This window comes from Variovorax paradoxus, assembly GCF_902712855.1.
GTDB classification, from domain to species: Bacteria; Pseudomonadota; Gammaproteobacteria; order Burkholderiales; family Burkholderiaceae_C; genus Variovorax; species Variovorax paradoxus_Q.
Genome location: NZ_LR743507.1, coordinates 2,051,415 through 2,077,797, shown reverse-complemented (window position 1 = coordinate 2,077,797; position 26,383 = coordinate 2,051,415). Strand labels below are relative to the sequence as shown.

Annotated in this window: 21 protein-coding genes; 16 read left to right on the top strand and 5 right to left on the bottom strand. The window is 70.5% G+C overall.

All coding sequences use genetic code 11. The annotated features are described in order from the left end of the window. Positions 1–79 precede the first annotated feature (79 nt). The 5 genes from AACL56_RS09260 to AACL56_RS09240 form a co-directional block, all read right to left on the bottom strand. Positions 80–1,693, bottom strand: coding sequence for a gamma-glutamyltransferase family protein (locus tag AACL56_RS09260; protein WP_339089545.1), 1,614 nt, complete (start codon positions 1,691–1,693; stop codon positions 80–82). A gap of 130 nt (positions 1,694–1,823) precedes the next feature. Then, entirely contained in the window at positions 1,824–2,798 is a 975-nt protein-coding gene (locus AACL56_RS09255) for a tripartite tricarboxylate transporter substrate binding protein (RefSeq protein WP_339089544.1), read from the bottom strand. A 224-nt stretch (positions 2,799–3,022) separates the two neighbouring features. Next, positions 3,023–4,534, bottom strand: coding sequence for a tripartite tricarboxylate transporter permease (locus AACL56_RS09250; protein WP_339089543.1), 1,512 nt, complete (start codon positions 4,532–4,534; stop codon positions 3,023–3,025). A gap of 19 nt (positions 4,535–4,553) precedes the next feature. Then, positions 4,554–5,042 carry a tripartite tricarboxylate transporter TctB family protein gene (locus AACL56_RS09245; protein WP_339089542.1) on the bottom strand — a complete coding sequence of 163 codons (489 nt, stop codon included), beginning with the start codon at positions 5,040–5,042 and terminating at the stop codon, positions 4,554–4,556. A 136-nt stretch (positions 5,043–5,178) separates the two neighbouring features. Beyond that, positions 5,179–6,948 carry a GspE/PulE family protein gene (locus tag AACL56_RS09240; RefSeq protein WP_425337053.1) on the bottom strand — a complete coding sequence of 590 codons (1,770 nt, stop codon included), beginning with the start codon at positions 6,946–6,948 and terminating at the stop codon, positions 5,179–5,181. A 366-nt stretch (positions 6,949–7,314) separates the two neighbouring features. Between AACL56_RS09240 and AACL56_RS09235 the strand changes: the two genes are divergently transcribed. From AACL56_RS09235 to AACL56_RS09160, 16 genes are all read left to right on the top strand, one after another. Further along, positions 7,315–9,210, top strand: a complete 1,896-nt coding sequence (locus tag AACL56_RS09235) for a phage tail sheath family protein (protein ID WP_339089540.1) — start codon at positions 7,315–7,317, stop codon at positions 9,208–9,210. Positions 9,211–9,362: 152 nt separating this feature from the next. Beyond that, positions 9,363–9,887 carry a phage tail protein gene (locus AACL56_RS09230; RefSeq protein WP_093123620.1) on the top strand — a complete coding sequence of 175 codons (525 nt, stop codon included), beginning with the start codon at positions 9,363–9,365 and terminating at the stop codon, positions 9,885–9,887. Positions 9,888–9,920: 33 nt separating this feature from the next. Next, a complete protein-coding gene (locus AACL56_RS09225) occupies positions 9,921–10,709 on the top strand; it encodes a hypothetical protein (protein WP_339089539.1) in 789 nt (262 codons plus the stop codon). Continuing rightward, a complete protein-coding gene (locus tag AACL56_RS09220; RefSeq protein ID WP_339089538.1) occupies positions 10,706–11,521 on the top strand; it encodes a hypothetical protein in 816 nt (271 codons plus the stop codon). The genes AACL56_RS09225 and AACL56_RS09220 overlap by 4 nt, the downstream gene beginning before the upstream one ends. Before the next feature lie 6 nt (positions 11,522–11,527). Beyond that, complete coding sequence (locus tag AACL56_RS09215; protein WP_339089537.1) at positions 11,528–12,712, top strand: Pvc16 family protein; 1,185 nt, start codon at positions 11,528–11,530, stop codon at positions 12,710–12,712. Continuing rightward, complete coding sequence (locus AACL56_RS09210; protein WP_339089536.1) at positions 12,712–14,853, top strand: ATP-binding protein; 2,142 nt, start codon at positions 12,712–12,714, stop codon at positions 14,851–14,853. The genes AACL56_RS09215 and AACL56_RS09210 overlap by 1 nt, the downstream gene beginning before the upstream one ends. Further along, on the top strand, positions 14,853–15,134 hold the full coding sequence (locus AACL56_RS09205) for a hypothetical protein (protein WP_339089535.1): 282 nt from the start codon (positions 14,853–14,855) through the stop codon (positions 15,132–15,134). The genes AACL56_RS09210 and AACL56_RS09205 overlap by 1 nt, the downstream gene beginning before the upstream one ends. Further along, positions 15,131–15,799 carry a hypothetical protein gene (locus AACL56_RS09200; protein WP_339089534.1) on the top strand — a complete coding sequence of 223 codons (669 nt, stop codon included), beginning with the start codon at positions 15,131–15,133 and terminating at the stop codon, positions 15,797–15,799. Before AACL56_RS09205 ends, AACL56_RS09200 begins: the two co-directional genes overlap by 4 nt. An 11-nt stretch (positions 15,800–15,810) precedes the next feature. Further along, positions 15,811–16,083, top strand: coding sequence for a hypothetical protein (locus AACL56_RS09195; protein WP_339089533.1), 273 nt, complete (start codon positions 15,811–15,813; stop codon positions 16,081–16,083). Beyond that, positions 16,080–17,234, top strand: coding sequence for a hypothetical protein (locus AACL56_RS09190; RefSeq protein WP_339089532.1), 1,155 nt, complete (start codon positions 16,080–16,082; stop codon positions 17,232–17,234). Before AACL56_RS09195 ends, AACL56_RS09190 begins: the two co-directional genes overlap by 4 nt. A 2-nt stretch (positions 17,235–17,236) precedes the next feature. Continuing rightward, a complete protein-coding gene (locus AACL56_RS09185) occupies positions 17,237–17,812 on the top strand; it encodes a phage baseplate assembly protein V (protein WP_339089531.1) in 576 nt (191 codons plus the stop codon). A gap of 73 nt (positions 17,813–17,885) precedes the next feature. After that, positions 17,886–18,215, top strand: a complete 330-nt coding sequence (locus tag AACL56_RS09180) for a hypothetical protein (RefSeq protein WP_339089530.1) — start codon at positions 17,886–17,888, stop codon at positions 18,213–18,215. A 2-nt stretch (positions 18,216–18,217) separates the two neighbouring features. Continuing rightward, on the top strand, positions 18,218–18,607 hold the full coding sequence (locus AACL56_RS09175) for a GPW/gp25 family protein (RefSeq protein WP_339089529.1): 390 nt from the start codon (positions 18,218–18,220) through the stop codon (positions 18,605–18,607). After that, positions 18,604–21,114, top strand: coding sequence for a baseplate J/gp47 family protein (locus AACL56_RS09170; protein ID WP_339089528.1), 2,511 nt, complete (start codon positions 18,604–18,606; stop codon positions 21,112–21,114). The genes AACL56_RS09175 and AACL56_RS09170 overlap by 4 nt, the downstream gene beginning before the upstream one ends. A 2-nt stretch (positions 21,115–21,116) precedes the next feature. Continuing rightward, entirely contained in the window at positions 21,117–23,771 is a 2,655-nt protein-coding gene (locus tag AACL56_RS09165; RefSeq protein ID WP_339089527.1) for a hypothetical protein, read from the top strand. A gap of 259 nt (positions 23,772–24,030) precedes the next feature. After that, a complete protein-coding gene (locus AACL56_RS09160; RefSeq protein WP_339089526.1) occupies positions 24,031–26,370 on the top strand; it encodes a hypothetical protein in 2,340 nt (779 codons plus the stop codon). Positions 26,371–26,383: the final 13 nt, after the last annotated feature.

Here is a 26,383-nt window from a genome sequence, read left to right as displayed (position 1 = left end):
CCCGATCATCGCGGCAAACCCAAACCCCGTGCTGCCGCTCGCCCTGCAGCGGGTGGCCCAGCCACGCGCTCGCGCCGGCTCAGTAGCCCGCGGCCAGGCCGTCGCGGCGCGGATCGCTCGCGGCCACGTAGCCTTCGACCGAGGGCTCGCCGGCGCGCCAGATGAACTGGCCCGCGCCGAAGTCCTGGTACGAGTCGTTGATCACTTCCAGGTGGTGGCCCAGGTCGCGCAGGCCCTGCAGCGTGGCGGGGTTCATCGCGGCCTCGACATTGATCTCCAGGCCCGCGTTGAAGCGCCAGCGCGGCGCATCGCAGGCGGCCTGCAGGCTCTGCCTGTAGTCGAGCAGGCGCACCAGCGTCTGCATGTGGCCTTGCGGCTGCATGTTGCCGCCCATCACGCCGAAGCTCATCACCGGCTGGCCGTCCTTCGTGAGGAAGGCCGGGATGATCGTGTGGAACGGGCGCTTGCCCGGCGCCACCACGTTCGGGCTCTCGGCCTTCAGGCTGAAGCCGTGGCCGCGGTTCTGCAGGCTGATGCCGAATTCGGGCTCCACGCAACCCGAGCCGAAGCCCATGTAGTTGCTCTGGATGAAGCTCACCATCATGCCGCTCTCGTCGGCCGCGGTGAGGTAGATGGTGCCGCCCTTCACCGGATTGCCGGCCTTGAAGTCCTGGGCCTTCTTGACGTCGATCAGGCGCGCGCGCGAGGCCAGGTAGGCATCGTCGAGCATCTGCTCGGTGGTCACTTCCATGGTGTTGCGCTCCGACACGTAGCGGTACACGTCGGCAAAGGCCAGCTTCATCGCCTCGATCTGCAGGTGCTGCGACTGCACCGAGTCGACCGGCAGCGAGGCGATGTCGAACTTCTCGAGGATGCCCAGCGCGATCAGCGCGGCGATGCCCTGGCCGTTCGGCGGGATCTCGTGCAGCGTGTGGCCCCGATAGTCGCGCGAGATCGGCTTGACCCATTCGGGCTGGTAGGCCGCGAGGTCGGCCACGGTGAGCGCGCCGCCCTGCTCGGCCGAGAACTTCGCCAGCGCCTCGGCGATTTCGCCGGTGTAGTAGGCCTCTCCCTTGGTGCGGGCTATGGCCTTCAATGCGCGCGCGGCCGCGGTGAAGCGGAACAGCTCGCCCACCTCGGGCGCGCGGCCCCAGGGCAGGAAGGCCTGTGCGAAACCAGGCTGCGACTTCAGGATCGGCGTGGCCGCGGCCCACTTGCCCTGCACCACCGGCGGCACGAGGTAGCCGCGCTCGGCGATGTCGATGGCCGGTGCCAGCAGGTCGGCGAACGGCAGCTTGCCGAAGCGCTCGCTCATGGCCACCCAGCCGCGCACCGCGCCCGGCACCGTGACCGAGTCGATGCCGCGCATCGGCGGCGTCGCGGCATCGGCGCCGTACTTGCTCTTGAAGTACTCGGGCGTCCACGCCTTGGGCGCCGGGCCGGAGGCGTTGAGGCCGTGCAGTTCCTTGCCGTCCCACAGAATGCAGAAAGCGTCGCTGCCCAGGCCGTTGCTCACCGGCTCCACCAATGTCATCACCGCCGCCGTGGCGATGGCCGCATCCACCGCGTTGCCGCCCTGCTGCAGGATGCGCAGCCCGGCCTGCGAGGCCAGCGGGTGCGAGGTCGACACCACGTTGCGCGCAAAGATCGGAATGCGCGTGGAGAGGTAGGGGTTGGCGTAGTCAAACTTCATACAGGGCCTTCAAGGACAACTCGAAAAGTCGGGAACACCGCGGAACCGGCTTCGCCGGGCCGCCGGTGTTGCCCCCGGCAGGGGGAAGGCGTAGCGACACGCAGTGCGCGCAGCCTGGGGGCGAGCTCATTCATTCGTTGGTGATCTTGCGATCGACCACGATCTTTTTCCATTTGGCGGCGTCGACGGCCACCATCTTCGCGAACTGGTCGGGCGTGCCTGGCGTCGCGGGCTCGATGCCCAGGCGAGCGAGCTTTTCCTTCACCTCGGGGTCGACCAGCGCTTCGTTCGCCGCCTTGTTCACGCGGGCCACGATGTCGGCCGGCAGGTTCTTCGGTCCATAGAAGCCGAACCAGGTGTTCGACTCATAGCCCGGCAGCGTGTCCGCGATGGCCGGCAGCTCGGGCGCCAGCGGGCTGCGCTTGAGCGAGGTCACGCCCAGCGCGCGCAGGCGGCCGTCGCGCACGTGCGGCATGCCGGTGGGCAGCGAATCGAACAGCACGTCGACCTTGCCGCTGATCAGGTCGGGAATGGCCAGCGCCGTGCCCTTGTACGGGATGTGCGTGACGAACACGCCGGCCTGCGCCTTGAACAGCTCCGCCGTGAGCTGCACGATGGTGCCGTTGCCGCTCGACGCGTAGTTGAGCTTGCCGGGGTTCTTCTTCGCGTAGTCGATCCACTCGCGCACCGTCTTCGCGGGCGAGTTGACCGGCACCAGCATGATGCTGGCCGCGTCGCCCACGTGTGCGATGGGCGTGAAGTCGCGCACTGTGTCGTAGGGCAGCTTGCTGATGGCCGGGCCGATGGAGTGCGTGCTGGTCGTGGCCAGCAGGATCGTGTAGCCGTCCGGCGCGGCCTTGGCCGCCTGGTCGGAGCCGATCGCGCCGCCTGCGCCCGGCTTGTTGTCGACCACCAGCGTGGTGCCGAGCTTCTCCCCCATCTTCTGGCCCAGCGTGCGGGCGAAGAGGTCGGTCGCGCCGGCTGCCGGGAACGGCACGATCAGGCGGATCGGCTTGTTCGGATAGTTCTGCGCGAGGGCGGAGCCCCCGGCGAGCAGCAGGGCGGCAGCCGCAGCGGCCGCGCGCACGAAGCTTTGTCGTTTCATGGAAATCATTGTGTCCGAGATGTTTGCTTGGCGGTGCGCCATGCCCGGCGCAGCCGGAAGATTGGACGCCCGCGAGGTTGAAAATAGAAATGGATTTATCGGATAGATATATGAAACCGCTGCATCAATCGTGCCTGGGCGGTCGCGATCCGGTCCGCGGCGGCGGCCCGAAACAAAAACGGCGCCCGAAGGCGCCGTTCCTGGAGCGGGTGCAAGACCCCGGATCAATCCTCGACGAAGGCCTCTTCGCGCTTGGACTTCACCGCAGGCAGCAGCACGATGATGAGCAGCAGCGCAGCGGCAGCCAGCAGGCTCGCCGAGATCGGACGCGTCACGAACACGCTCCAGTCGCCGCGCGACAGCAGCAGCGAGCGGCGCAGGTTCTCTTCCATCATCGGGCCCAGGATGAAGCCCAGCAGCAGGGGCGCAGGTTCGCAGCCCAGCTTGAAGAAGGTGTAGCCCACCAGACCGAAGATGCCCACCATCCAGATGTCGAAGGTGTTGTTGTTGGTCGAGTACACGCCGATGGCGCAGAACAGCACGATCGCCGGGAACAGGTACTTGTACGGCACCGACAGCAGCTTGATCCACATGCCGATCAGCGGCAGGTTCAGGATGATCAGCATCGCATTGCCGAGCCACATCGAGGCGATCAGTCCCCAGAACAGTTCGGGGTTGCTGGTCATGACCTGCGGACCCGGCTGGATGTTGTGGATCGTCATGGCGCCGACCATCAGCGCCATCACGGCGTTCGGCGGGATGCCCAGCGTCAGCAGCGGAATGAACGAGGTCTGCGCACCGGCGTTGTTGGCCGACTCGGGAGCCGCCACGCCGCGGATGTTGCCCTTGCCGAAGGGCACTTCGCCCGGCTTCAGCTTGGTCTTCTTCTCGATCGTGTAGGCCGCGAAAGCCGCCAGCAGTGCACCGCCGCCGGGCAGGATGCCCAGTGCCGAACCCAACGCCGTGCCACGCAGGACCGCAGGCGTCATGCGCTTGAAGTCTTCCTTGGTCGGGAACAAACCCGAGACCTTGGCGGTGAACACTTCGCGTTCGTCGTCAGGACGCGAGAGGTTGGCAATGATTTCGCCGTAGCCGAACACGCCCATGGCGATGGCCACGAAGCCGATGCCGTCGGTCAGTTCGGGAATGTCGAAGCTGTAGCGCGCCACACCCGAGTTCACGTCGGTGCCGACCAGGCCCATGAGCAGGCCCAGCACGATCATCGCGATGGCCTTGAGCAGCGAGCCCGAGGCCAGCACCACGGCGCCGATCAGGCCCAGGATCATCAGCGAGAAGTACTCGGCAGGGCCGAACTTGAAGGCCAGCTCGGTCAGCGGCGGCGCGAAGGCGGCCAGGATCAGCGTGCCCACGCAACCTGCGAAGAACGAACCCAGGCCGGCGGCCGCCAGTGCGGGACCCGCACGGCCCTTGCGCGCCATCTGGTAGCCGTCGATCACGGTCACCACCGACGAGGACTCGCCGGGCAGGTTCACCAGAATCGCGGTGGTGGAGCCGCCGTACTGCGCGCCGTAGTAGATGCCGGCCAGCATGATGAGTGCCGACACGGGCGGCAGCGCATACGTGGCGGGCAGCAGCATCGCGATGGTCGCGACCGGGCCGATGCCCGGGAGCACGCCGATCAGCGTGCCCAGAATGCAGCCGACCAGGCAGTACAGCAGGTTGGTGAAGGTAAAGGCAACGCCAAAACCCATCGAGAGGTGGTCAATCAATTCCATGATGTGAACGGCTTTCTTCTCAACCGGTGATGAAGGTCGGCCAGACCTGGATCTGGAGCTTCAGCGCCCAGATGAAGGCAACGTAGCTGCCCACGGCCAGGACGGTGGCGAGCGCGACGACCTTCTTCAGGTTGAACTCGCTGCCGGCCAGGCTCGAGATGATCACGAGCGCGTAGATGGCGATGATCATTCCCATCGCCGGCACGCCGAGGCTCGGCAGGCCGCCGAGCAGGACGCCGAAGGCGAGGTTCGCGCCCAGGATGTAGACGACCTGCTTCCAGGCCCACTTGCCGATTTTTTCGCCGTCGGTCGTTTCAACGGTCAAGCCGGTGAACATGATCCCGAGCCCGATGAGGGCCATCAGGATACCGAGCATCAACGGGAAATAACCCGGGCCCATTCGGGCACCCGAGCCCACGGTGTAGGTGGTGGCGCCCCATGCGAACGCCACACCCACCACCGTGAACATCAGACCCGAGAAAAAGTCTTTCTGACTCTTGATCTTCACGAACAGTCTCCTCGAACAGATTTCGATGCGGGATTGTCGAGTCAGCTTCCGGTCAGCCCGATGTGGATTCCACTAACCGGAGGCCTAGGGATAACCCGAAAGAACTCCCGGGCACCAGGCGTGAGAAACGGACGGATTATTCCAGCGGCGGCGTGGCGCTCAGCACTTCCTCGATGGTGGTCACGCCCTCGGCCACGCGCAGCGCACCGGCCAGCCGCAAGGGCCGCATGCCGTCGATGACCGCCTGGCGGCGCAGGCCGCCCAGGTTGGGCTCCTTGGTCACGTTGCCCTTGAACGCCTCGCTGATGCTCAGCAGTTCGTACAGGCCCATGCGGCCCATGTAGCCGGTCATGCGGCAATCGACGCAGCCCACCGGCTTATACGCGCGCACCGAGCCCGTGATCTGCCAGGGCTTCACGAGGTCCTCGAGCTTTTCGCGGGTAACAGTCTCGTCAGGCTGCTTGCAGTTGGGGCACAGCGTGCGCACCAGCCGCTGCGCGAGCACGCCCAGCATCACCGCATTGATGAGGTAAGACGGCACGCCCAGTTCCATCAGCCGCGTGATGGCGCTGGGCGCGTCGTTGGTGTGCAGCGTGCTGAACACCAGGTGGCCGGTGAGCGCGGCCTGTACCGCCATCTCGGCGGTGGCCAGGTCGCGGATTTCGCCGACCATGATGATGTCCGGGTCCTGCCGCATCAGCGCGCGCAGCCCCTCGGTGAAACCGAAATCGAGTTGCGCCTGCACCTGTGTCTGGTTGAACGAAGGCTCGATCATTTCGATCGGGTCTTCCACGGTGCTCACGTTGACCTCTTCCGTCGCCACGCGCTTGAGCGTCGAATACAGCGTGGTGGTCTTGCCCGAGCCCGTGGGGCCCGTCACCAGGATGATGCCGTTGGGCCGCGTCACCAGCTGCTCCCAGCGCTGCGCGTCGTGATGCGCGAAGCCCAGTGCGTCGAGGTCCTTCACCGCGGTGTCGGGGTCGAAGATGCGCATCACCATCTTCTCGCCGAACGCAGTGGGCAGCGTCGACAGGCGCATTTCGATTTCTTCGCCGCGCATGTTGCGGGTCTTGATGCGGCCGTCGAGCGGGCGACGCTTCTCGACCACGTCCATGCGGCCCAGCAGCTTGATGCGCGCGATCATCGCGTTCATCACGCCCATCGGCATCTGATAGGCCGGATGTAGGATGCCGTCGATCCGGAAGCGGATCACGCCCTGCTCGCGACGCGGTTCCAGGTGAATGTCGCTCGCACGCTGGTCGAAGGCGTACTGCCAGAGCCAGTCGACCACCTGCACCACGCTCTGGTCGTTGGCGTCGAGCTGCTTGTTGCTCTTGCCCAGCTCCACCAGCTGCTCGAAGCTCGCGCCACCGGTGTTGCCGCCGGCTTTCTGCGCGGCGCGCACCGACTTCGCAAGCGAGAAGAACTCGGCCGTGTAGCGCTGGATGTCCGCAGGGTTGGCCACCACGCGGCGCACCGCGCGGCGCGACTGGCGCTCGACCTCGGCGATCCAGTCCGTGAGAAAGGGCTCGGCTGTCGCCACCACCACCTCGTTGGCCAGCACCTGCACCGGCAGCACCTTGTGTCGCTCGGCGTAGGCTGCGCTCATGGTGTCGGCGACCTTGCCCACATCGACGCGCAGCGGATCGATGCGCAGGTAGGCCAGCCCCGCGCGGCCCGCGAGCCATTGCGTGAGCATCTCCAGGTCGAGCGGCTTGCCGTCGTTCTCGCGCGTCATCGACACGTTGGCAAGACGCACCAGCGGTGCCTGGCGGCTCTCGGCCTGGGCGCAGCGCGCGATGGTGCGCTTGGCCTCGTGCGGCGAGATCACGCCGTCGGTGGCGAGCCACTCGATCAGGCGGCGCAGTTCGAGCGGACCTTCATGGCGCGAGGCAGTGCCCGGCATGGCGCCGGGCGTGGCGGACGGGGAATCGGGGGCAACAGGAACAGCGCTCATGAACCGGAAAGAATTAAGAAAACACAGCCCCGTCGCGCGCAGGCGTGCGAGGCCCAGCGAGTCTGGATGGTTTGCGCGCGCTCGGCAAGCCCACCGGGTGTCATTCGACCCGCCCCGGTCCCCGAAACCGGGTCGTGCGTGACACGCCCGCCACACCCCACGCACAGCGTGCGGCCCCGGCTTCTTCATGCCCGACAAGCACTTAGCGGACAGGCGCCGCGCCGGCGCCGGGTGGCACGGCGATTGCACCCTGGACAGGGATTCGCACCGGCCCCGTCCGGCGCTTTGGCCGTCCACACGAGCGAAGGGAACGCTATGGTCCAGGTGACATATCCCGGCGTCTACATCCAGGAGCGCGCGAGCGGCGTGCGCACCATCACGGGGGTCGCGACCTCCATCGCCGCGTTCGTCGGCTACACCCGCAAGGGCGTGCCCGACAAGGCCGTGGCGATCACGAGCTTCTCCGACTTCGAGCGCGGCTACGGCGGCCTCGACCACGACAGCCCGCTGTCGTACGCGGTGCGGCAGTTCTACGCCAACGGCGGCAGCCAGGCGCTCATTGTGCGCGTGGCCAGCAGCTTCGCCAGCGCGGCCTTCGTGCTGAACGACGACGCCGCCGCGCCGGTGCTCGACGTGACGGCGGCCAGCCCCGGCAGCTGGGCCAACAGCCTGCGCATCGCCATCGACCGCACCGCGGTGCGCAACCCCGATGCCGAATTCAACCTCGTCGTGCAACAGCTCGGCAGCGACGGCGTGACCCTGCAGACGCTGGAGACGCACCGCAACCTCAACCTCGATGCGAACTCGCCGCAGTACGCGGTGTCGGTGGTCAACGGCGCTTCGGCCACGGTCACGCTCGCGCGGCGCGCACTCGCCTTCGCCGACGCCGGATTCGCTGTCGGCACCGACACCTCCGCGCTGGCCTGGCCGATCGACCCCGCGGCGCGCACCATCTCCGGCGTGCTCGACGGCACCACGCCCTTCACGCTGGCCGTGGGCGCGGGCCCTTTCGCCGACCTGGCCGCGGTCATCACCGCCGTCACTGCCGCCATCACGGCGGCGGGCGTGGTTGGCCTCGCGGCCTCGGAGACCGGCGCCGACGGCACCGCCGGCACCGACCACCTGATGCTGGCTTCGGCCACCCCCGGGGAATCGTCGGCCGTCACCATCGGCGGCGGCTCGTTCGGCGGGCTTGCCGCGCTGCTCGGGCTGGGCCTGGCCAACGGAGGGCGCGAGTTCACCGGCAGCGCCGGGCACCGGCCCGCCGTGGTGGCCGCGCCGCTGCCTGCACCCGGCACGCCGGGCGTCGACGGCGTGCGCGCCGGCGCGGTGGAGCTGGTGGGCAGCCCGCTCGCCAAGACCGGCATGCAGGCGCTGCTCGACACCGACCTCTTCAACCTGCTGGTGATCCCCGAGACCTTCGACATGACCGACGCGCAGGCCGCGGCGGTCATCGCCTCGGGCGTGGACCTGTGCGAGCAGCGGCGCGCCTTCTACATCCTCGATGCGCCCGCGGGCAAGACGCTCGCCAACATCGCCGCCTGGGCCAACGGCGTCACGCAGACGCGCAACGCCGCGGTGTACTTCCCGCCGGTGCGCATCGCCGATCCGCTGGACGGCCTGCGCCCGCGCGCCATGCCGCCCTCGGGCACGCTGGCCGGCGTGTACGCGCGCACCGACGCCACGCGCGGCGTGTGGAAGGCGCCGGCCGGCACCGATGCCACGCTCAACGGCGTGATCGACCTCGGACTGCCCGTGAGCGACCTGGAGAACGGCAACCTCAACCCGCACGGCATCAACGTGCTGCGCAGCTTCCCGGCCTATGGCCGCGTGGTGTGGGGCGCGCGCACCACGCGCGGCTCGGACGCGCAGGCCGACGAATACAAGTACGTGCCGATCCGCCGGCTCGCCCTGTTCCTGGAGGAGAGCCTCTACCGCGGCACGCAGTGGGTGGTGTTCGAGCCCAACGACGAGCCGCTGTGGGCGCAGATCCGGCTGAACCTCGGCGTGTTCATGAACGGCCTGTTCCGCCAGGGCGCGTTCCAGGGCTCGACGCCGCAGGAAGCCTACTTCGTCAAGTGCGACAAGGAGACCACCACGCAGGCCGACCGCAACCTCGGCATCGTGAACATCGAGGTGGGCTTCGCGCCGCTGAAGCCGGCCGAGTTCGTGGTCATCACGATCCAGCAAGTCATCGGCGACCTTTCATGAATTCACCCCCAGTCTTCGCGCACTTCGTGTCGCTTCGCCAACCCCCTTTCCGGGGGCAACACCCACGGCCCGGCAAAGCCGGTTCCGTGGTGTTCCACGAACAAACAGACCGCGACAGCCTCGCCTGAAACTGGCACGAACAGGAGCTGACCATGCCCAAGGGTTTCATCGTCAACGCCCACCGCGTCGACCCGTACAAGAACTTCAAGTTCCAGCTCATGTGGGATGGCCGCGTGGTGCTGGGCATCAGCAAGGTGGGCGCGCTCAAGCGCACCACCGACGTGGTCAAGCACCGCGAGGGCGGCGACAACAGCACCGACCGCAAGTCGCCCGGCCGCACCACCTACGACGCGATCACGCTGGAGCGCGGCATCACGCACGACCTGGAGTTCGAGAAGTGGGCCAACCTGGTCCACCCCATCACCGACGCCGGCATGGACCTGAAGAACTTCCGCAAGGACGTGGTGCTGCTCATGAACAACGAGCGCGGCCAGACCGTGAAGCGCTACAAGATCTACCGTGCCTGGGTCAGCGAGTACACCGCGGTGCCCGACCTCGACTCGAACGCCAATGCGATCGCCATCGAGCACCTCAAGCTCGAGACCGAGGGCTGGGAGCGCGACATCGACTCGCCCGAACCCGACGAGACCGGCGCGGTGCCGCAACCGGCGGGCTGACCGTCCGTACCGCCGCACCATGGACGCCACGCCATGCCCACCCCGTCGATCTCCCTGCGGGCGTTCGGTCGTGCCGAAGACCTCGACATCGCGCTCGACGTCGACCTGGCGCAGGCCGACCGGCCCGCGCTGGTGACCGAGCTGCTCGACCGCTGCGGCGGCCACCGCAACGCGGCGTTCTGGTGGTCGCGCCCGGTCGGCGTGCGCATCGGCGCGCTGCTGCAGCTGGTCGCATTGACCGAGGAGACCCGCACGCTCGACGTGGCGCTGCGCTGCGTGCAGCCCGACTGCGGCGAGCGCTTCGAGGCAGAACTTCCGATCGACGAACTGCTCGCGCGCACACCGGACGAACGCGCCTCGCGCGACGGGCGCGGCGAGCCCTTGCGCATCGACCTGCCCGATGGGCGCCACGCCACGCTGCGCCTGCCGACCGGCGAGGACCTGCGCGACTGGCGCACCCGGCCGCATGCGAATCCGGCCGACGCGGTGGCCGCGGTGATCGACACATTGCGCATCGATGGCGACCTGCAGCCCGGCGACGCCACCGCGCTGGCCGAAGCCATCGCTGCGCACGACCCGCTCGTGGCCTTCAGCGTGGCCGGCACCTGCCCGGCCTGCGGCGCGGAGGACGAACTGCCGGTGGACCTCGAAGGCCTCGCACTGCAGAAGCTCGCGCGACGCCAGCAGGGCCTGCTGCTCGACGTGCACCAGCTCGCCTCGCACTACGGCTGGACCGAGGAGCAGGCGCTGGCCGTGCCGCCGCGGCGCCGCGCGCGATACCTCGCGCTGATCGACAACGACCACGGAGGCGGGCTGCCATGACCATCGACTATTTCGGCGCGCTGCTGCGGTCCGCGGGCCGCCCGGTGGCGCGCCCGGCGGTACTCCCCGCGCCCACGTCCGGCGGCGCGGACCTGGTCGAGATCGATGTCGAGCAGGAGGTCCGGCAGCAGTTCGCGCAGGAGGCCGGGCAGACCGGCGGCATCAGTACGGTCGCGCAGCCTCGGCAGGACACGGGCGCGCCGGACCGGAAGGCCGGTCCCGTCGCGATGCACACGTCATCACCGCCATCGCGGCAGCCGGATGCGCACTTGCCCGTGCCGGCCCCCCCCGCGCACGGCGAGCCCGCGGCCGCGCCGGACGTGCTCGACCTCTCGCCGCCGCCCGCGCACACGGCCCTGCAAGCCGCGATGGCCTGGGTCGCTGCAGACCCGCACGGCCGAACCGAACCCGGCCTGCCAGCGGACAGCGAGAGGGGCGACGCCGTGGTGCGGCTTGCTGTTTCCGGCATCGAGGAAGTCACGCAGGACATCGAAGTCCTCCCTCCATCGCGCATCGGCATCGAAGACACCGGCATCGGCGCAATCGACGACGCGCCAGGCCACGACGCCGTGCAATTTCCCATGGCCGGCCGGCGCCTCGCACCGATGCCCGTTGCGGCACGCCGCGCAAGGGCGGCCACGGCGCCGCGCGAGGAACGCGTCGACGTGACCATCGGCGCGATCCACCTGCGTGTCGATGCGCCGCCGCCGGCCGCCGTCGCCCCGGCGCCCGCAACTCCCGCCGCCGCGCCGTCGCTGCGCTCTCCCACGCCGCGCTCGACGCTCTCGCGCCGCGCGCTCTACCGGCTCTGACGCACCATGGCACTCGTCGACTCGGGCCGGGCCATCGGCGCAGTGACGCGGCTGCTGCAGGACCACCTGATCCGTCGCGGCTTCGACGTCAGCATCGGCAAGCCCGAGGACGCGGCCGGCAACAACGCGAACGCCAAGCTCAACCTCTTCCTCTACGAGACCGGCTTCGATCCGCACCTGCGCAACCACGCGCTGCACAGCGGCCAGCCCGCGCCGCTGTGGCTGGTGCTCAAGTACCTGCTGACCGCCTTCGACCGCGTCGAGGACAGCGACAGCGCCGAGGCGCACGAGCTGCTGGGGCGCGGCCTCGCCGCGCTGCACGAGCTCAACTTCCTCGCGCTCGACGCGGCCGTCGCGCCCGCCGTGGCGCAGGCGCTCGAGAACAACCCCGAGCCGCTCAAGCTGACCTTCGACGACTCGGGCGTGGAACTGCTCTCGAAGATCATGCAGGGCACCGACGAACGCTACCGCCTGTCGGTCGCCTTCGAGATGCGGCCGGTGATGATCGTGCCCGGCACCGACCCCGCGTCGTCGCTGCTGGTGGGCGTCAACTACGAGACCACGCCCAACACCATCATCGGCGGCGAAGGCGTGCAGGTCGACGTGCAGCCCACGCTCGGCCCCTCGCTCGACCGCGTCGAGCCCGAGGCCTTCGAAGCCGGCGACAGCTTCACGCTGTTCGGCGAAGACCTCAACGGCGGCGACCTCGAGGCGGTGCTCGACGGCGTGGTGCTCACCGTCACCGGCCGGCGGCCCGACCGCATGCAGGTCACCGCCGAAGGATCGCCCGCCGTCACGCCGGTGGCCGACGGCACCGTGATCTCGGCCGGCGAGCACCCGCTGATCGTGCGGCGCCGGCTCTCGCCGACGCGCACGCGTTCCAGCAACCTCGTGGCCGCACGGCTGCTGCCCACGCTCGCGGGCGCGGCCATGGCCGGCGGCGACCTCACGCTCAGCGGCAACCTGCTGGGCACCGACGCCGACGACGTGATCGTCGCGCTGCTGCGCAACGGCGTCGCGGTGCGGCAGTTCGACGCCGTCCTCGCCTCGGGCGCGCCCGCCGCGCCGCCCTGGCAGCAGACGCTGACCGTGCCCGGCGTGGCCGCCGCCGTGGGCGCGGGCGTGTACCGCGTGGTGCTGCGGGTGAACGGCCAGCAGGCGCGCTCCAGCCCGGAAGTGACGGTGCCGTGATGACGCTCCACATTTCCCTCCAGCCGATCCAGCACGGGCCGCACCGCCACGACGCGGAAGCCGTGGTGTTCCTGCCCGGTGCGCGCGGCGAGGACCCGGTGGCGCAGCACTGGCTGCGGCAGGTCACGCTGCGGCTGCGGCGCGAGGTGTGCTGGCTGTGGCGCGAACGCAGCGCCCAAGTGGCGGGCACCGAGGCAGGCAGCAACGCGAACGGCGCGCTGCCGCCCTTCTCCGACCGCGCGCTGGCCACGCTCGACCTGCTGCGCTATGCCAGCGACAAGCGCAGCTTCTTCGCCGGCGACGTCACTGCGCGCCACCTGGGCGAGCTGATCGCCGCGCCGATCGCACCCGCTGGACGCGCCACCGGCCCGCGTGGCTCGTTCGCGTGGCTGGTGCAGGCGCTCGGCCTGTCGCCGCTCGACCGCTTCGTGCTCGCGATGGCGCTGCTGCCCGCGGTCGACAGCTCGGCCGGCCAGGTGATCGCAGCCTGCCTCAACGACCCGGGCCGCACCGAGCCCACACTGGCGCTCGCGCAGCGGCTGTGGGACGAGCCCGACGATCTCGTGCGCGGCTTCGACGCGGCGCATCCGCTGCTGCGCCACGGCGTGCTGTCGGCGCAGGGCGAGGGCTGGCACGCGGCACTGTCGGTGGCCGGGCCCGTCGCGCGCGAACTGCTGTTCCACGGCCACGAGACACCTTCCTCGCTGCAGGCGGTGCCACCGTGCAGCGACGTGGCAGCGCCGCACGGCCTGCGCGTGACCGCGCCCGGCGCGCGCATGAGCCTGCAGCCGCTGGTGGGCGCCGCCGGTGCACCGCTGGCCGAAGTCGCGGCCGCCGGCTGCGCGCCAGCGGGCGTGCCGGTCGTGCGGCCCAGCCCCGCGCTGCAACGCGAACACCTGCCGACCTTCCTCGTCACGGCTTGGCTGCGCGGCTGCGCCGTCTACCTGCCCATCGACCTGCTGGCCGACGGCTGCGCGCATGACGCGCACATCGGGCCGCCGCCGTTCCCCGCCTTGCCGCTCACAGTGTTCGTCGGCCTGCGCGATCGCGAAGCGCTGCGCGGCTTGGGACCGAACGCGCTGCCACCCATCGAGGTGCCTCCGATGACGCATGGCGAACGCCTGGCCTGCTGGCGCGGCGCGCTGCCCGGCGTGCTGGACGACAGCCTGCTGGCCGAGGTGGCGCGGCGCTTCCGCTACGAACGCGAGGCCATCCACCGCATCGGCGACGAACTCGCGGCGCACGGCACCGTGCCCACCGCCGACGCGCTGATGCAGGCCGCGCGCGCCGACCTCGACCTGGGCGCGCTCGCTCAGCCGGTGGCACCGCGCTTCCGGCTCGACGAGCTCATGCTGCCGCCCGAGCAGACCCGCCAGATCGGCGAGATCGTCGTCGCCATGCGCAACCTCACGCGCGTGCATTACGAATGGGGCACTGCGCGCGCCTGGAACGAAGGCGGCCTGGCCGCCCTGTTCGCCGGGCCGCCCGGCACCGGCAAGACCATGGCCGCCGAGGCCATCGCGCGCGAACTCGGCCTGCCCATCTACCGCATCGACCTGTCGCAGGTGGTGAACAAGTACATCGGCGAAACCGAGAAGAACCTGCGCCGGCTGTTCGACGCGGCCGACTCGGCCGACGTGATCCTGTTCTTCGACGAGGCCGACGCGCTGTTCGGCAAGCGCACCGAGGTGAAGGACGCGCACGACCGCTACGCCAACCTCGAGGTGAGCTACCTGCTGGAACGCATGGAGCGCTTCAAGGGCCTGGCCATCCTCGCCACCAACCGGAAGAAGGACCTCGACGAAGCCTTCCTGCGCCGCCTGCGCTTCGTGCTCGAGCTGCCGCTGCCCGGCGCGGCCGAGCGGCTGCGCATCTGGCAGGGCGCCATGCCGGAAGGCGTGGATGCGAGCGCGCTCGACCTGCCCTTCCTCGCACAGAACTTCGCCCTCGCCGGCGGCCACATCCGCGGCATCGTGTTCCAGGCCTGCCTGCAGAGCGCGAACGACGGCGCACCGCGCGCGCTGGGCATGCCGGCCGTCATCCGCGCGGTGCACCGCGAGTACGCCAAGCTCGAGCGCGCGCACAGCCTGGACCAGTTCGGTCCCTACGCGCCGCTGGTCGCGGCACCGAGGAGCCCGTGATGAAGGCCGCAGCAGCCCGCCGCATCGTCATCGACCGGCTCGAGCTCGACCTGCGCGGCATCGACCCCGCCACCGCGCAGGCCGCTGCCCGCCTGCTGGGCCCTGCGCTGTCGCGCGCGCTGCAGCAGCGCGACTTCACCGCACGCTCGACGGAACGGCTGGACGCCGGGCGCATCGACTCGCCCGCATCGTCGCAACCCGCAGCGCTGGCCGCCCGCATCGCACGGCAGATCGCGCGCCAGGCCAGCACGCCGCGCACCGACCGGAAGACCACGCCATGAACCTGCTGCGCGGCGCCCTCATCGAATACGGCACCGACCTCATCGGGCCGATTCCGAACGTGGTCATCTTCCAGTACAACCCCGAGTCGCTCTCGCGCGTGCTGCAGATACCGCCGCGGCCCTCGGGCGCGACGCAGCGCGAGACCACGCAGGCAGGCGAGCACACCTTCGAGAAGATCAGCTTCAAGGCCCACTTCAGCGCCGCCAACCTGCTCGCCGACGACAAGGTGCTGGCGCGCACCTTCGGCATCGGCCCGCAGCTCAGCGCGCTCGAGAAGATGGTGCTGCCCAGCAGCAGGCTCGCGGGCCTGGTGGGTGCGGCCATCGACGCCATCGGCAGCGCCATCTCCGGCGCCGGCACGCCGCCCGCGGCGCAGCCGATCCCGCGCGAGAAGTACCCGCGCATCCTCTTCATCTGGGGCCTCACCCGCGTGCTGCCCGTGACCATCGACTCGATGACCATCGGCGAGCTCGAGTACGACGCGGCGCTCAACCCGCTGCGCGCCGAGGTCGACATCTCGCTGAGCGTGATCGCGGTCGACGGCTGCTCCGACGACGTGCTCGCCAAGGGGGCGCTCGCCTTCACCACCATCGCCAAGGAGGCGCAGGCCGTGGCCAACCTCGCCAACACCGTCGACCAGGTGGCCGACCTCATTCCCCTCTAGGAGCTCTTTCCATGTTCCTCGCCAACTCCCGCTACGCGAACGTGGCCACGGTCGAGACGGTGGCGTCCACCGGCGAGCGCGTCACCGCATTGCGGCTGCGCAGGCTCACGCCGACGACCGGCGATCCGCAGACTGTGCAGGCCGCCGACCGGCTCGACCTGTTCGCGCAGGCCAACCAGGGCGATGCCACGCAGTTCTGGCACGTGGCCGACGCCAACACCGCACTCGACGGGCGAACGCTCGTCGAAACCCCGGGCGACACGCTGGCCGTGCCGAAGACATGATGGCCGACATGCGCTTTCGCATCTGGTTCGGCGACCGCGCCGCGAGCGAGGACGAACTGGCGCGCGTGGAACAGATCGAGGTCACGCAGGAGATGGACGCCTTCTGGGAGGCACACGTGCGCATGGCGCTGTGCCTCGACGAGCGCGGCACCTGGCAGCACTGGCCGGGCGACACGGCCACGCCGTTCTCGCGCGTGCGCATCGAACTCGACCTGGGCGACGGACGCTTCGTGCCGCTGATCGACGGGCCGCTCGCCGGCGTCGATGCCGGACTCGACGCGCAACCCGGGCGCAGCACCGCCACCATGGTGGTGCGCGACGACAGCGCCTTTCTCGACCGCGACGAGGAAGCCGAGCGGCCCTTCGAGAACAAGAGCGACAGCGAGGTCGCTGACATCCTGTTCGGGCGTTTTTCGCAGGTGATCGGCGAGAAGCGCATTCCGCCCACGCAGGGCACGCCCGCCACCACCACGCGGCGCGGCACGGTGCTGACCTTCCTGCGCCGGCTGGCGCGCCACAACGACCGCCATGCCTATGTGCTGCCGGCCGAGCAGCAGGGCGGCAAGAGCATCGGCTGCTTCCTGCCCGACCCGGCCGACGCCGCCGACCTGCCCGCGCTGGTGATGATCGGCATCGAGCGCAACCTGGCCGACGCCGAGATCACCGAAGACCCGCGCGGCCCCGAGCGGACCCGGGCACGCGTGCTGCGCGTGAACGACCAGGGCGTGACCCGCTTCGAGACCAGCGCACAGGACCTCGGCCTGATGCGCGACCTGCCCGCGCAGCCGGCCGACCTCACGCCGCGCCGCCTGCTGCACCCGGCCGACAACCACCGCGAGGATCCGACCGCCGCCGTCACCGGCCAGGCGCGGCGCCGCGGCTATGTCTACAAGCTGCGCAGCCGCGTGGTGCCGGGCTGCTACGGCGCGGTGCTCGTGCCCTACCGCAAGGTGCGCGTCGACGCGGGCGCCACGCCGTACAGCGGCGACTACCTCATCACGCGCGTGGTGCACCGCATCACGCCATCGCTCTACACGCAGGAGCTCGAAGCCAAGACCGACTCGACCAGCAGCATCTCCGGCGCGGCCGTGGCCGAGGCGCTCGGCGGCGGGCTCAGCGTTTCCGTTTCAGCCAGCGTGGGGATCTTCTGACCATGATCGATCTCGCCGAACTCACCCTGGAGCGCGTCGTCGACCGCATCGGCTCCACCTACTACGGCAAGTACCGCGGCCTCGTGACGGACGTGTCCGACCCCGAGAACCGCTGCCGCATCAAGGCCACCCTGCCCGGCCTGCTCGACGGCGAGGAATGCGGCTGGGCCATGCCCGTGCTGCCGTTCGCGGGCGACGGCCACGGCATGGTCATGCTGCCGGCCATCGGCTCGGGCGTGTGGATCGAGTTCGAGGCCGGCAACCTCGACCTGCCGCTGTGGTCGGGCTGCTGGTTCGCGGACGGGCAGCGGCCCGACCCGCAGGGCGGGAAGGTGCGCGTGATCGTCTCCGAGAGCGGCCACCGGATCGTGCTCGACGACGAGAACGGCGAAGTGAAGATCGCACACAGCGGCGGCGCCGAGATCGTGCTGAGCGGCGACGGCATCGCGCTGAGCTTCCAGGCCTGCAAGCTGGAGATCAGCGGCAGCGACATCTCGCTGAACAACGGGCTCATCAAGGTCGGGCTCGCGGGCGTGAGCCTGGTCAACGGCGCGATGGCCTTCGGGGTGCCGCCATGAGCGCGGCGCCGGGCCGCCCCAAGCGCGCGAACGCCCCCTCGGGGGGCAGGCGTGCAACGCCGTGGGGGCGTACATGATTCCGTTGCTGACGACCGCCAGCACGGTGATGTGCCCGCACGCGGGCAGGGCGCAGCTCTTCACCACCAACACCGAGGCGGTGATCGACGGCGCGCCCGCGCTGCTCGAGACCGACGTGCATCCCGTCGTGGGCTGCACCTTCTTCTCGGGTCCGAACCCGATGCCCTGCCTGCTCATCCGCTGGACAGGCGGCGCGGTGCAGACGAAGCTGCACGGCGTCGGCTTCCTGCTGCAGTCGAGCATCGGCGTCTGCTACAACGCCTTCCAGGCGCCGCAGGGCGTGGCGATCGTGGTGCAGACGCAGACGCGCGCGATGGGGATCTAGCCATGGCGACCCTCCCCAACGGCCGCCATCTCGCCTTTCCATTCCGCATCGCGCGCGACGGCCGCACCGCCGCGCCGGTGTCGGATGCCGATCAGGTGCGCGACGAGCTGCTGCAGCTGCTGCTCACCGCGCCGGCCGAGCGCCTGTTCCTGCCCGAGTTCGGCGCCGGGCTGCGCAAGCTGGTGTTCGAGCCCGCCTCCGACGTGCTGCGCGGCGTGGTCAAGGCGCGCATCACGCAGGCGCTGTCGCGCTGGCTCGGCCACCGGCTCACGGTGGAGCTGATCGAGGTCGACTGGGACGACGGCCTGGCCATGCTCTCCGTCACCATCCGCTACCGCCCGGCGGGCAGCCCCGATTCGCGCATCGTGAAGTTCCAGAGGGCCGGATCATGAGTGCCGTGGTGTTCCAGGAACTCGCCGACGACCGCGCCGACGTGCTCGCGGGCAAGAACCTCAACGGCATGAAGCTGGTGCTGGTGGCGCTGCCGCCGGGCGCCGATCCCGACCATGCGGACCTCGACCTGCGCTTCTTCAACGAGCTGCACGTGGCGGCGATCCTGGCCGAGATCGCGGCCACGCCGGCGCGCGCGGGACAGATCTTCCGCGTGCGCGGCGGCACGCGCGTGCCGGCGGGCGCCGCTGCGGGGCAGGTCAAGGTCACGGCGGTGTCGGGCATCGACGCATCGCGGCTGTCGCTGCGCGTGGCGCCGGTGGGCGACTACTCGACCTACACGCTGGAGCTGGTGTGGGACGGCAGCCGCATCGATCCGTTCTTCTCGTCCATCGGCTTCAAGTTCAGGCCCGGCTGCTTCACCAACGACTGCGCGCCGCCGCAGGACGGCCCGCCGCTGCAGCCCGGTCCGAAGATCGACTACCTGGCACGCGACTACGACTCCTTCCGCCACACGCTGATGGTCGCCATGGCCGAGCGCGTGCCCGGCTGGAAGAGCACCAGCGAGGCCGACCACGACCAGGTGCTGATCGACCTGTTCGCCGCCGCCGCCGACGAGCTGGCCGACTACCAGGACCGCGTGATGGCCGAGGCCTACCTGGCCACCGCGCGCAAGCGCGTGACGCTGGCGCGGCAGGCGCGGCTCATGGACTACCACGTGCACGAGGGCAACCAGGCCAGCACCTGGCTCGCGCTGGAGGTGGTGGCGGGCCAGGCGCCCTTCCGTCTCGACGACCAGGACCTGCTGGTGTGGACCGGCGTGTCGCCCGCCGAAGACGACGCGGTGTTCTTCGCCAGCCGCGAACGCTTCCTGCCGCCCGCGCAGCGCCAGCGCTTCGACCCGCTCGTGAACCGGCTGCGCATGCACACCTGGCGCAATGCGCAACCCGCCCTGCGCGCGGGCAGCACCGTGGCCGACGTGGTGCCGCTGGTGCCCGGCGCGGGGCAGGCCGAGGCCGATGCGCTGCGCGACCTGGTGCGCACGGGCGCGCAGCGGCAGTTGCTCATTGCCGAAGAGCTCAACCCGCTCACCGGCCTGCTGCCCGGACGCAACCGCGCCAAGCGGCAGCTGCTGCGGCTGCTGTCGGGCGACGACGCCGCGCAGACCGTGCACGACCCCGTCACCGACACCTGGCTGGTGCGCCTGCAGTGGCGCGACGAGGATCGCCTGCGCTTCGACTACAGCTTCACCACCTTCTGCGCGGGCGTGCCGAAGGAGGACATCTCGCTGTTCTTCGGCAACCTCGTGCCGGTGCACGAGGGGCTGCCGATGGCGGTCGATTTCTTCGAGCCCGGCGCACTGCTGCCGAGCGACACCGCCAGCCACAAGCACCGCCACTACCAGCGGCTGGAGCGCCACGGCGATCCGAACGACTGGGTGCTCGCCCCGCTGCCCGAAGGCCCGCTGGCCTACCTGCCCGCACCGATGGACGGTGCCGTGGACGGCGAGGTGCCCGCGCGCTCCACGCTGCAGGTGAGCGTGGTCAGCGGCATCGAGACGCAGGCCTGGACGGAGACCGAGAGCCTGGTGCACAGCGACGACTCGGCCTCGTTCGGCCGCCGCTTCATGGTCGAGACCGACGAGCGGCGTCGCAGCACGCTGCGCCTGGGCAACGGCGTCAACGGACAGTTGCTGCCCTTCGGCGCCGAGCTGCACACGCAGTACCAGATCGGCGGCGGCCACGAAGGCAACGTGGGCGCCGACCAGCTCGTGAACATCGCCGCGCTGGCCGGTGCGCTCGAGGGCGCGTTCACCGACGCCTGGAACCCCTTCGACGTGACCGACGGCCGCGACCCCGAGCTGCCCGAGCGCATCCGCCGCAATGCGCCCGAGGCCTACCGCGCGCGCCAGTTGCGCGCCGTGACGCTGGCCGACTACGTGCGCCGTGCCGAGGAAGTGCCGCGCGTGTCGCGCGCCGTGGCGCGCTATGCCTGGACCGGCAGCTGGCGCACCGTGCGCGTGGTGATCGATCCCGTGGGCAACACCGTGCTCGACGAGGCCTTGCGCACCGACGTGGCCGCGCACCTGGAAGCGGTGCGCCTGATCGGCGAAGATCTGGAGCTGCGCCCGCCGCACTACATCCCCATCGAGCTGCGCATGGTGGTGTGCGCGCGGCCCGACCAGTGGGTGGAAGACCTGCGCTTCGTGCTCGAGCAGGAGTTCTCCGACGGCTACACAGCCGACGGCCGGCCCGGCTTCTTCCATCCCGATGCATGGACCTTCGGACAGGCCCTGCACCGCAGCGCCGTTGAAGGCCGCGTGCACCGCGTGGCAGGCGTCGAGCACCTGGTGTCGATCACGATGAAGCGCTTCGACGCGCCTTCGCCCGGCGTGCCGGGCGCCGAGGTGCTGGAGATGGGCTTCGACGAAGTGGTGCTCTGCGCGAACGACCCCGATCACCTCGAGCGCGGCCTGGTGCGCATCGAGGTGAAGGGCGGGAGGCAATAGCCATGGCCTGCGATCCGCTCATCACCGACGGCTTCCGGTTTCCGCGGCTGCCCTTCAACCGGCCCGGCCTGCCGCGCATTGCGTGGCGCATCGGCCGCTACCCGGACTTCGTGGAGGCCATGACGCGCCACATCGACGCCGCGCCCGAGCTGGCCGAGTGGACGCACCGCGATGCCGACGACCCGGCCATCGCACTGATGCAGGGCGCGGCCATCCTCGGCGACATCCTGGGCTTCTACCAGGAGCACTACGCCAACGAAGCCTACCTGCGCACCGCCGCATGGCGCACCAGCGTGGCTGACCTGGTGCGGCTCACCGGCTACCGGCTCGCGCCCGGCATCGGCGGGCGCGCCACCTTCGCGTTCGAGGCGCGCGGCACGCAGCCGGTGACGCTGCGCGCCGGCTTCCCGGTGAAGGCCGACCTGCGCGACGTGAGCGCACCGGCCGACTTCCAGACCACCGGCGAACTCGTCGCCTGGCCGCATCTCGGGCGCTTCAACCTGTACCGCGCACGGCAGTACGGCTGGATCATCGGCGCGGGGCAGGCGCGCGTGGAGCTGGCCACCGTGGGCGGCGCCGGCGACCCGGCCTCGCTCGAGTCGGTGGAACTCAAGAAGGGAGACCGGCTGGTGCTGGTGCCCGAGGAGAACCTGCTGGGCCTGCAGTTCCAGCTCGCGCTGGGCTGGACGCTGGCCCAGAGCTACGAGGAGATCGTGGTCGTCGAGAAGGTCGAGCGCCAGCTCGGCCGCGTGATCCTCACGCTGGCGGGCAACTTCACGCACGGCTGGTTCACGCATTGCCGCGCTTTCCTCCTGGGGCGCAGCTTCCGCCACTTCGGCGCGAGCGCACCGCCGCAGTTCGTGGAAAGCACCGGCGGCAGCGCGCCCGTCACCAACGTGAGCACCACGCCCTTCGCGCGCGGCACCAAGGCGACCCTGACCTACGCGAGCCCCTACATGACGCTCGATGCGCAGACCTTTCCGCTCGAGCAGGAAGTGCACGACCTGGCGGCCGGCGGCACGGCGCTGGTCACGGGCGTCGTCGGCTTCCCGGTAGCGGTCACGCGCACCATCGCCACGGTGCGCTCGCAGCCCGCGCGCTGGGGCAACCTGAACATGCCCGCGAGCTTCGTGCGGCTGGACCGCGCCATCGCACCCGACTGGACCTCGGCCTTTCCTGCATTCCCCGCGCTGGCCGACCTGCGCACGCTGCGGCTGCACGAGACCAAGGGGCCGATGCTGCAATTGCGCCCGGTCGCCACCTTCGCCGCCACCGCCTTCGCCAACGGCACGCAGGCACTGAACTTCTACGGCAGCGCGGCGCAGGCCAGAGCGCTGGCAGGACGCAGGCTGCACCTGTCGCACGCGGACGGCCGCAGCGTCGAACTCACATGCACGAACGTGCCCGGCGATTTCACGCAGGCCGACCCCGACCCGGCGCGCATGTGGCCGCTGTCGTTCGACCGCGCGCCCGCGCCATTCACCCGCGCCGACTTCGACGAAGCGAAGCCGCCGGTCACCGTGTTCGGCAACCTCGCCGATGCCACGCAAGGCAAGCAGGAAACCGATGCGGTGCTCGGCAACGGCGACGCGCGCCAGACGCTGCAGACCTTCCCCCTGCCGAAGTCACCGCTGACCTACCGGCTGTCGAACGGCGCCGTGCCGCCGCAGACGCCGTTCCTCGAGGTCTGGGTCGGCGGCAGGCTGTGGACGCGCGTCGACAGCTTCTTCGGCCACGGGCCGCAGGAGGAGATCTACATCGTGCGCGAGGACGCCGAGAACCGCAGCTTCGTGCAGTTCGGCGACGGCGAGATGGGCGCGCGCCTGCCTTCGGGCGTGAAGAACGTGGTCGCGCGCTACCGCAGCGGCACCGGCGCGCGCGGACCGGTCAAGCCCGGCGCCACGCCCTCGTCGAGCGAGCGGCCCGACGGTTTCGACAAGGTGTCGCTGGCCGGCATCGTCTCCGGCGGCGCCGACCCCGAGGACGCCGACAAGGCACGCGAGGCCGCGCCCGGCAAGGTGCAGAGCCTGGGGCGCCTGGTGAGCCTGCGCGACTTCGAGACCGAGACGCTGTCGGTGCCGGGCGTGACGACCGCGACGGCGGCCTGGGATCTGTACCAGGGCGTGCCCGCGGTGATCCTGCGGGTGCTGCTCGAGGCCGGGCGCGAGACCGAGTTCGCGGACGTGCGCGCCACGCTCGCACATGCACAGCGCTGCCGCGGGCCCGACCGCTTTCCGGTGATCGTGCAGCAGGCATTGCCGAGGTACGTGTTCGTCGACGTGACCTATGCACGCGACCCGGGCTGGCGCGCGGAAGACGTCGACGCGGCCCTGCGCGCCGCGCTGGGGCTGGCGGGCGATGCAGACAACGAGCGCACCGGCCTGTTCGGCCTGCGCGCGCGACGCCTCGGCGAGCGCGAGTACGCGAGCCGCATCGAAGGCCGGCTGCAGAACGTGCCCGGCGTGCTGTGGTGCCGCGTGGCAGCGATGGGCCGCTTCGCGGCGGGTGTGACGGAAGTGTCGACGCTGGTGCTGCCCAACCCGCCGCGCCCGCTGGCCGCCCTGCTGCCGTGTACGCCGCGCGAGCTGCTGCAGCTGCTGCCCGCGCACCTCACGCTGACGCCTGCGGCCGAGCTGTCGGCAGGGGAATGTGCATGAACACCCAACGCCCGGCGGTCCTGCGTTGCTCCTTCCCCCGCTGGGGAAGGCTGGGATGGGGCAGGCAGAGCGCCCTATGGATACGCCGCTTGCCCCCACCCCTGCCCTCCCCGGAAGGGGAGGAGAAAGACAAGGACCCCGCTCCTTCCCCCTCTGGGGAAGGCTGGGATGGGGGCAGGCAGAGCGCCCCACGGATACGCCGCTTGCCCCCACCCCTGCCCTTCCCCGAAATGCGAGGAAGAAAGACAGGAGCACCCGCATGAGCACCCCCACGGTCCCCCTCTTCGACCGCCTGCCCGAGATCTACCGCACGCGCGACGCGGAGCAGTCGCCTGCCTACCCGCTGCGCGCGTACCTCGGTGCCATCGAGGAGGCCTTCGGCGCGCTGCACGACGACATCGGCCGGCTCTACGACAACCTCTTCATCGACACCTGCGAGGACTGGGTGGTGACCTACCTCGGCGACCTGCTGGGCACCACGCACCTGAAGGGCGATCCGCGCACGCTGCGCGCCGACGTGGCCGACACCATCGCCCTGCGCCGGCGCAAGGGCACGCTCGGCGCCATCGAGCGGCTGGCGGCGGACCTCACGGGCTGGGCCTGCCGTGGCGTGGAGCTGCGCGAGAACCTCGGCTGGCGCCAGCACCTGAACCACCAGCGGCCCGATGCGGGCGGACTGCCGCCGTGGGGCGGCGAGAACATCACGCGCTTCATGGTCCCGCGCGGCGGCACCGCGCCCATCCGCGACCCGGCTTCGCTCGCGCTGCGGGGCACGCCCTTCGACAGCTTCGCGTACACGGCCGACGTGAAGCCCGCGGTCGACGACGTGCGCCACGTCAACCTGCCGAACCTGGCGATCTTCCTGTGGCGGCTCGCGGCCTGGCAATGGCCTGCGCAACTGCCGCTGGTGAAGGGCGTGAGCGACCTCGGCGCGCAGCCGGCACCGCTGGCGCGCTTCGCGATCCGGCTCGACCTGCATCCGCTGGACCGGCCAGTGCGGCTCTTCAACATCGCGCGGCCGGCCCACCCCGACCCGGGAGACTCCGGCGGCGTCGTCGCCCCGCTCACGCAGCCCGACGCGGTGCCGGGGCCGATGCTCGATGCGCGCATCACCACCGGCGCGCTGGCCGGCCACCCCGAGGCCTACGTGCACGTCGACTTCTTCGACGACACGGCCGCACCGCCCACCGGGCTCGATCTGGCGAACGTGGGCCTGAACATCTTCCTGCCGCAGTCGGCGCAGGCGGCCTTCGCAGCCACCGCCTGGCAGTTCCGCGGCGACAACCTCTGCGCCTGGGAAACCGGCCTGCGCGAACCGGTGGCCGACGGCGAGATCGTGATCGACCCCGACATCGGCCGCGTGCTGATCGGCGTGGGCAGCGCGCAGCAGCGCGATGCGCTGGTCAGCGGCACGGTGCCGCTCCTCTACACGAGCTTCACCTGTGCCAGCCCCGGCCCGGTCGGCGCGCAACCGGTCGTGCGCGCACCGTTCAGCCGCACCGGCGTCGAGCTGCGCGAGGCCAGCGCGCTGCCGGGCGGCACCTCGCTGCAGGCGCAGATGGACAACCTCGACGCCGCCACGCAGCCGGTGGTGATCGAGATCCAGGACAGCGGCGTGCATCTGCTGGACATCGGGGCGCTCGCGGGCACCGCGGTCGACGGCGGCGTGTCGGTGCGGCTCGCGCATTCGCTCACGGTGCGCGCGGCCGACGGCCACCGGCCGGTGATCGTGCTGGCGCAGCCGCTGGGTTTCCGCCCGGTCGATGCGGTGGATGCCACGCTCGACGCGCCCGCGGTGCGGCTCGAAGGCCTGCACATCGCGCCGGGCGCGGGCTTCGCGGCGGGCAGCGCGCTCATCGCGCGCGCCGCGCTGGCGCGGCTGGAGATCATCGGCTGCACGCTCGATCCCGGCGGCCATGCGCTGCGCGACGACAGCCGCGCGCCGATGACGCCCGCCCTGCGCCTGGAAGACGGCTACGGCTTCGCCCAGGCGGCCGACCGCGACGCCTTCGTGCCGACGCCCGACATCGTGCTGCAGCGCTCCATCGCAGGCGCGATCGCGGTGGACGAGCGCTACCGGCTCGACATCGCCGACAGCATCGTGGACGCGGGCCTCGGCGTGGGCGACCCGGCCGGCGGCAGCTTCGCCATCGGCGCCGCCACCGATCCGGCGAACGGCTGGGGCGCGCCGCTGCAGTTCCAGGGCCTCACCGCCTTCGGTCCGGTACGCGTGAGCCGGGTGGGCGGCGCGGGCGGGCTGTTCGCGCAGCGCTTCGAGGTGCTCGACAACCAGCACGGCTGCATCAAGTGGAGCTGGTTCAGCGGCGACGCCGACCGGCTGCCGCCCAACCATTTCTGCCTGCACGGCGGGAGCGCGGGCGACGCCCGGCTGGCCTTCACCGCCGAGCGCTTCGGCGACCCCGGCTACGCGCAGCTGGCGCGCGGCAGCGACGTGCGCATCCGCACGCGCGGGCCCGACGACGACGCGATGGGCGCCTTCGGCTTCCTGCTCGAGGCGCACAAGTGGACGAATCTTCAGGTGCGGTTGCGCGAGTTCATGCCTGTCGGCGTGCGGCCGCTGGCCGTGCCGGTGACGTAGACACGACGAGGGG

Bases quoted from the DNA above. Each gene is read 5' to 3' on its own strand.
- AACL56_RS09175 (WP_339089529.1), top strand. From the start codon at position 18,218: ATGGCGACCCTCCCCAACGGCCGCCATCTCGCCTTTCCATTCCGCATC.
- AACL56_RS09180 (WP_339089530.1), top strand. From the start codon at position 17,886: ATGATTCCGTTGCTGACGACCGCCAGCACGGTGATGTGCCCGCACGCG.
- AACL56_RS09230 (WP_093123620.1), top strand. From the start codon at position 9,363: ATGCCCAAGGGTTTCATCGTCAACGCCCACCGCGTCGACCCGTACAAG.
- AACL56_RS09160 (WP_339089526.1), top strand. From the start codon at position 24,031: ATGAGCACCCCCACGGTCCCCCTCTTCGACCGCCTGCCCGAGATCTAC.
- AACL56_RS09235 (WP_339089540.1), top strand. From the start codon at position 7,315: ATGGTCCAGGTGACATATCCCGGCGTCTACATCCAGGAGCGCGCGAGC.
- AACL56_RS09200 (WP_339089534.1), top strand. From the start codon at position 15,131: ATGAACCTGCTGCGCGGCGCCCTCATCGAATACGGCACCGACCTCATC.
- AACL56_RS09260 (WP_339089545.1), bottom strand. From the start codon at position 1,693: ATGAAGTTTGACTACGCCAACCCCTACCTCTCCACGCGCATTCCGATC.
- AACL56_RS09170 (WP_339089528.1), top strand. From the start codon at position 18,604: ATGAGTGCCGTGGTGTTCCAGGAACTCGCCGACGACCGCGCCGACGTG.
- AACL56_RS09195 (WP_339089533.1), top strand. From the start codon at position 15,811: ATGTTCCTCGCCAACTCCCGCTACGCGAACGTGGCCACGGTCGAGACG.
- AACL56_RS09255 (WP_339089544.1), bottom strand. From the start codon at position 2,798: ATGAAACGACAAAGCTTCGTGCGCGCGGCCGCTGCGGCTGCCGCCCTG.
- AACL56_RS09210 (WP_339089536.1), top strand. From the start codon at position 12,712: ATGACGCTCCACATTTCCCTCCAGCCGATCCAGCACGGGCCGCACCGC.
- AACL56_RS09240 (WP_425337053.1), bottom strand. From the start codon at position 6,948: ATGCCGGGCACTGCCTCGCGCCATGAAGGTCCGCTCGAACTGCGCCGC.
- AACL56_RS09250 (WP_339089543.1), bottom strand. From the start codon at position 4,534: ATGGAATTGATTGACCACCTCTCGATGGGTTTTGGCGTTGCCTTTACC.
- AACL56_RS09205 (WP_339089535.1), top strand. From the start codon at position 14,853: ATGAAGGCCGCAGCAGCCCGCCGCATCGTCATCGACCGGCTCGAGCTC.
- AACL56_RS09165 (WP_339089527.1), top strand. From the start codon at position 21,117: ATGGCCTGCGATCCGCTCATCACCGACGGCTTCCGGTTTCCGCGGCTG.
- AACL56_RS09225 (WP_339089539.1), top strand. From the start codon at position 9,921: ATGCCCACCCCGTCGATCTCCCTGCGGGCGTTCGGTCGTGCCGAAGAC.
- AACL56_RS09185 (WP_339089531.1), top strand. From the start codon at position 17,237: ATGATCGATCTCGCCGAACTCACCCTGGAGCGCGTCGTCGACCGCATC.
- AACL56_RS09220 (WP_339089538.1), top strand. From the start codon at position 10,706: ATGACCATCGACTATTTCGGCGCGCTGCTGCGGTCCGCGGGCCGCCCG.
- AACL56_RS09190 (WP_339089532.1), top strand. From the start codon at position 16,080: ATGATGGCCGACATGCGCTTTCGCATCTGGTTCGGCGACCGCGCCGCG.
- AACL56_RS09215 (WP_339089537.1), top strand. From the start codon at position 11,528: ATGGCACTCGTCGACTCGGGCCGGGCCATCGGCGCAGTGACGCGGCTG.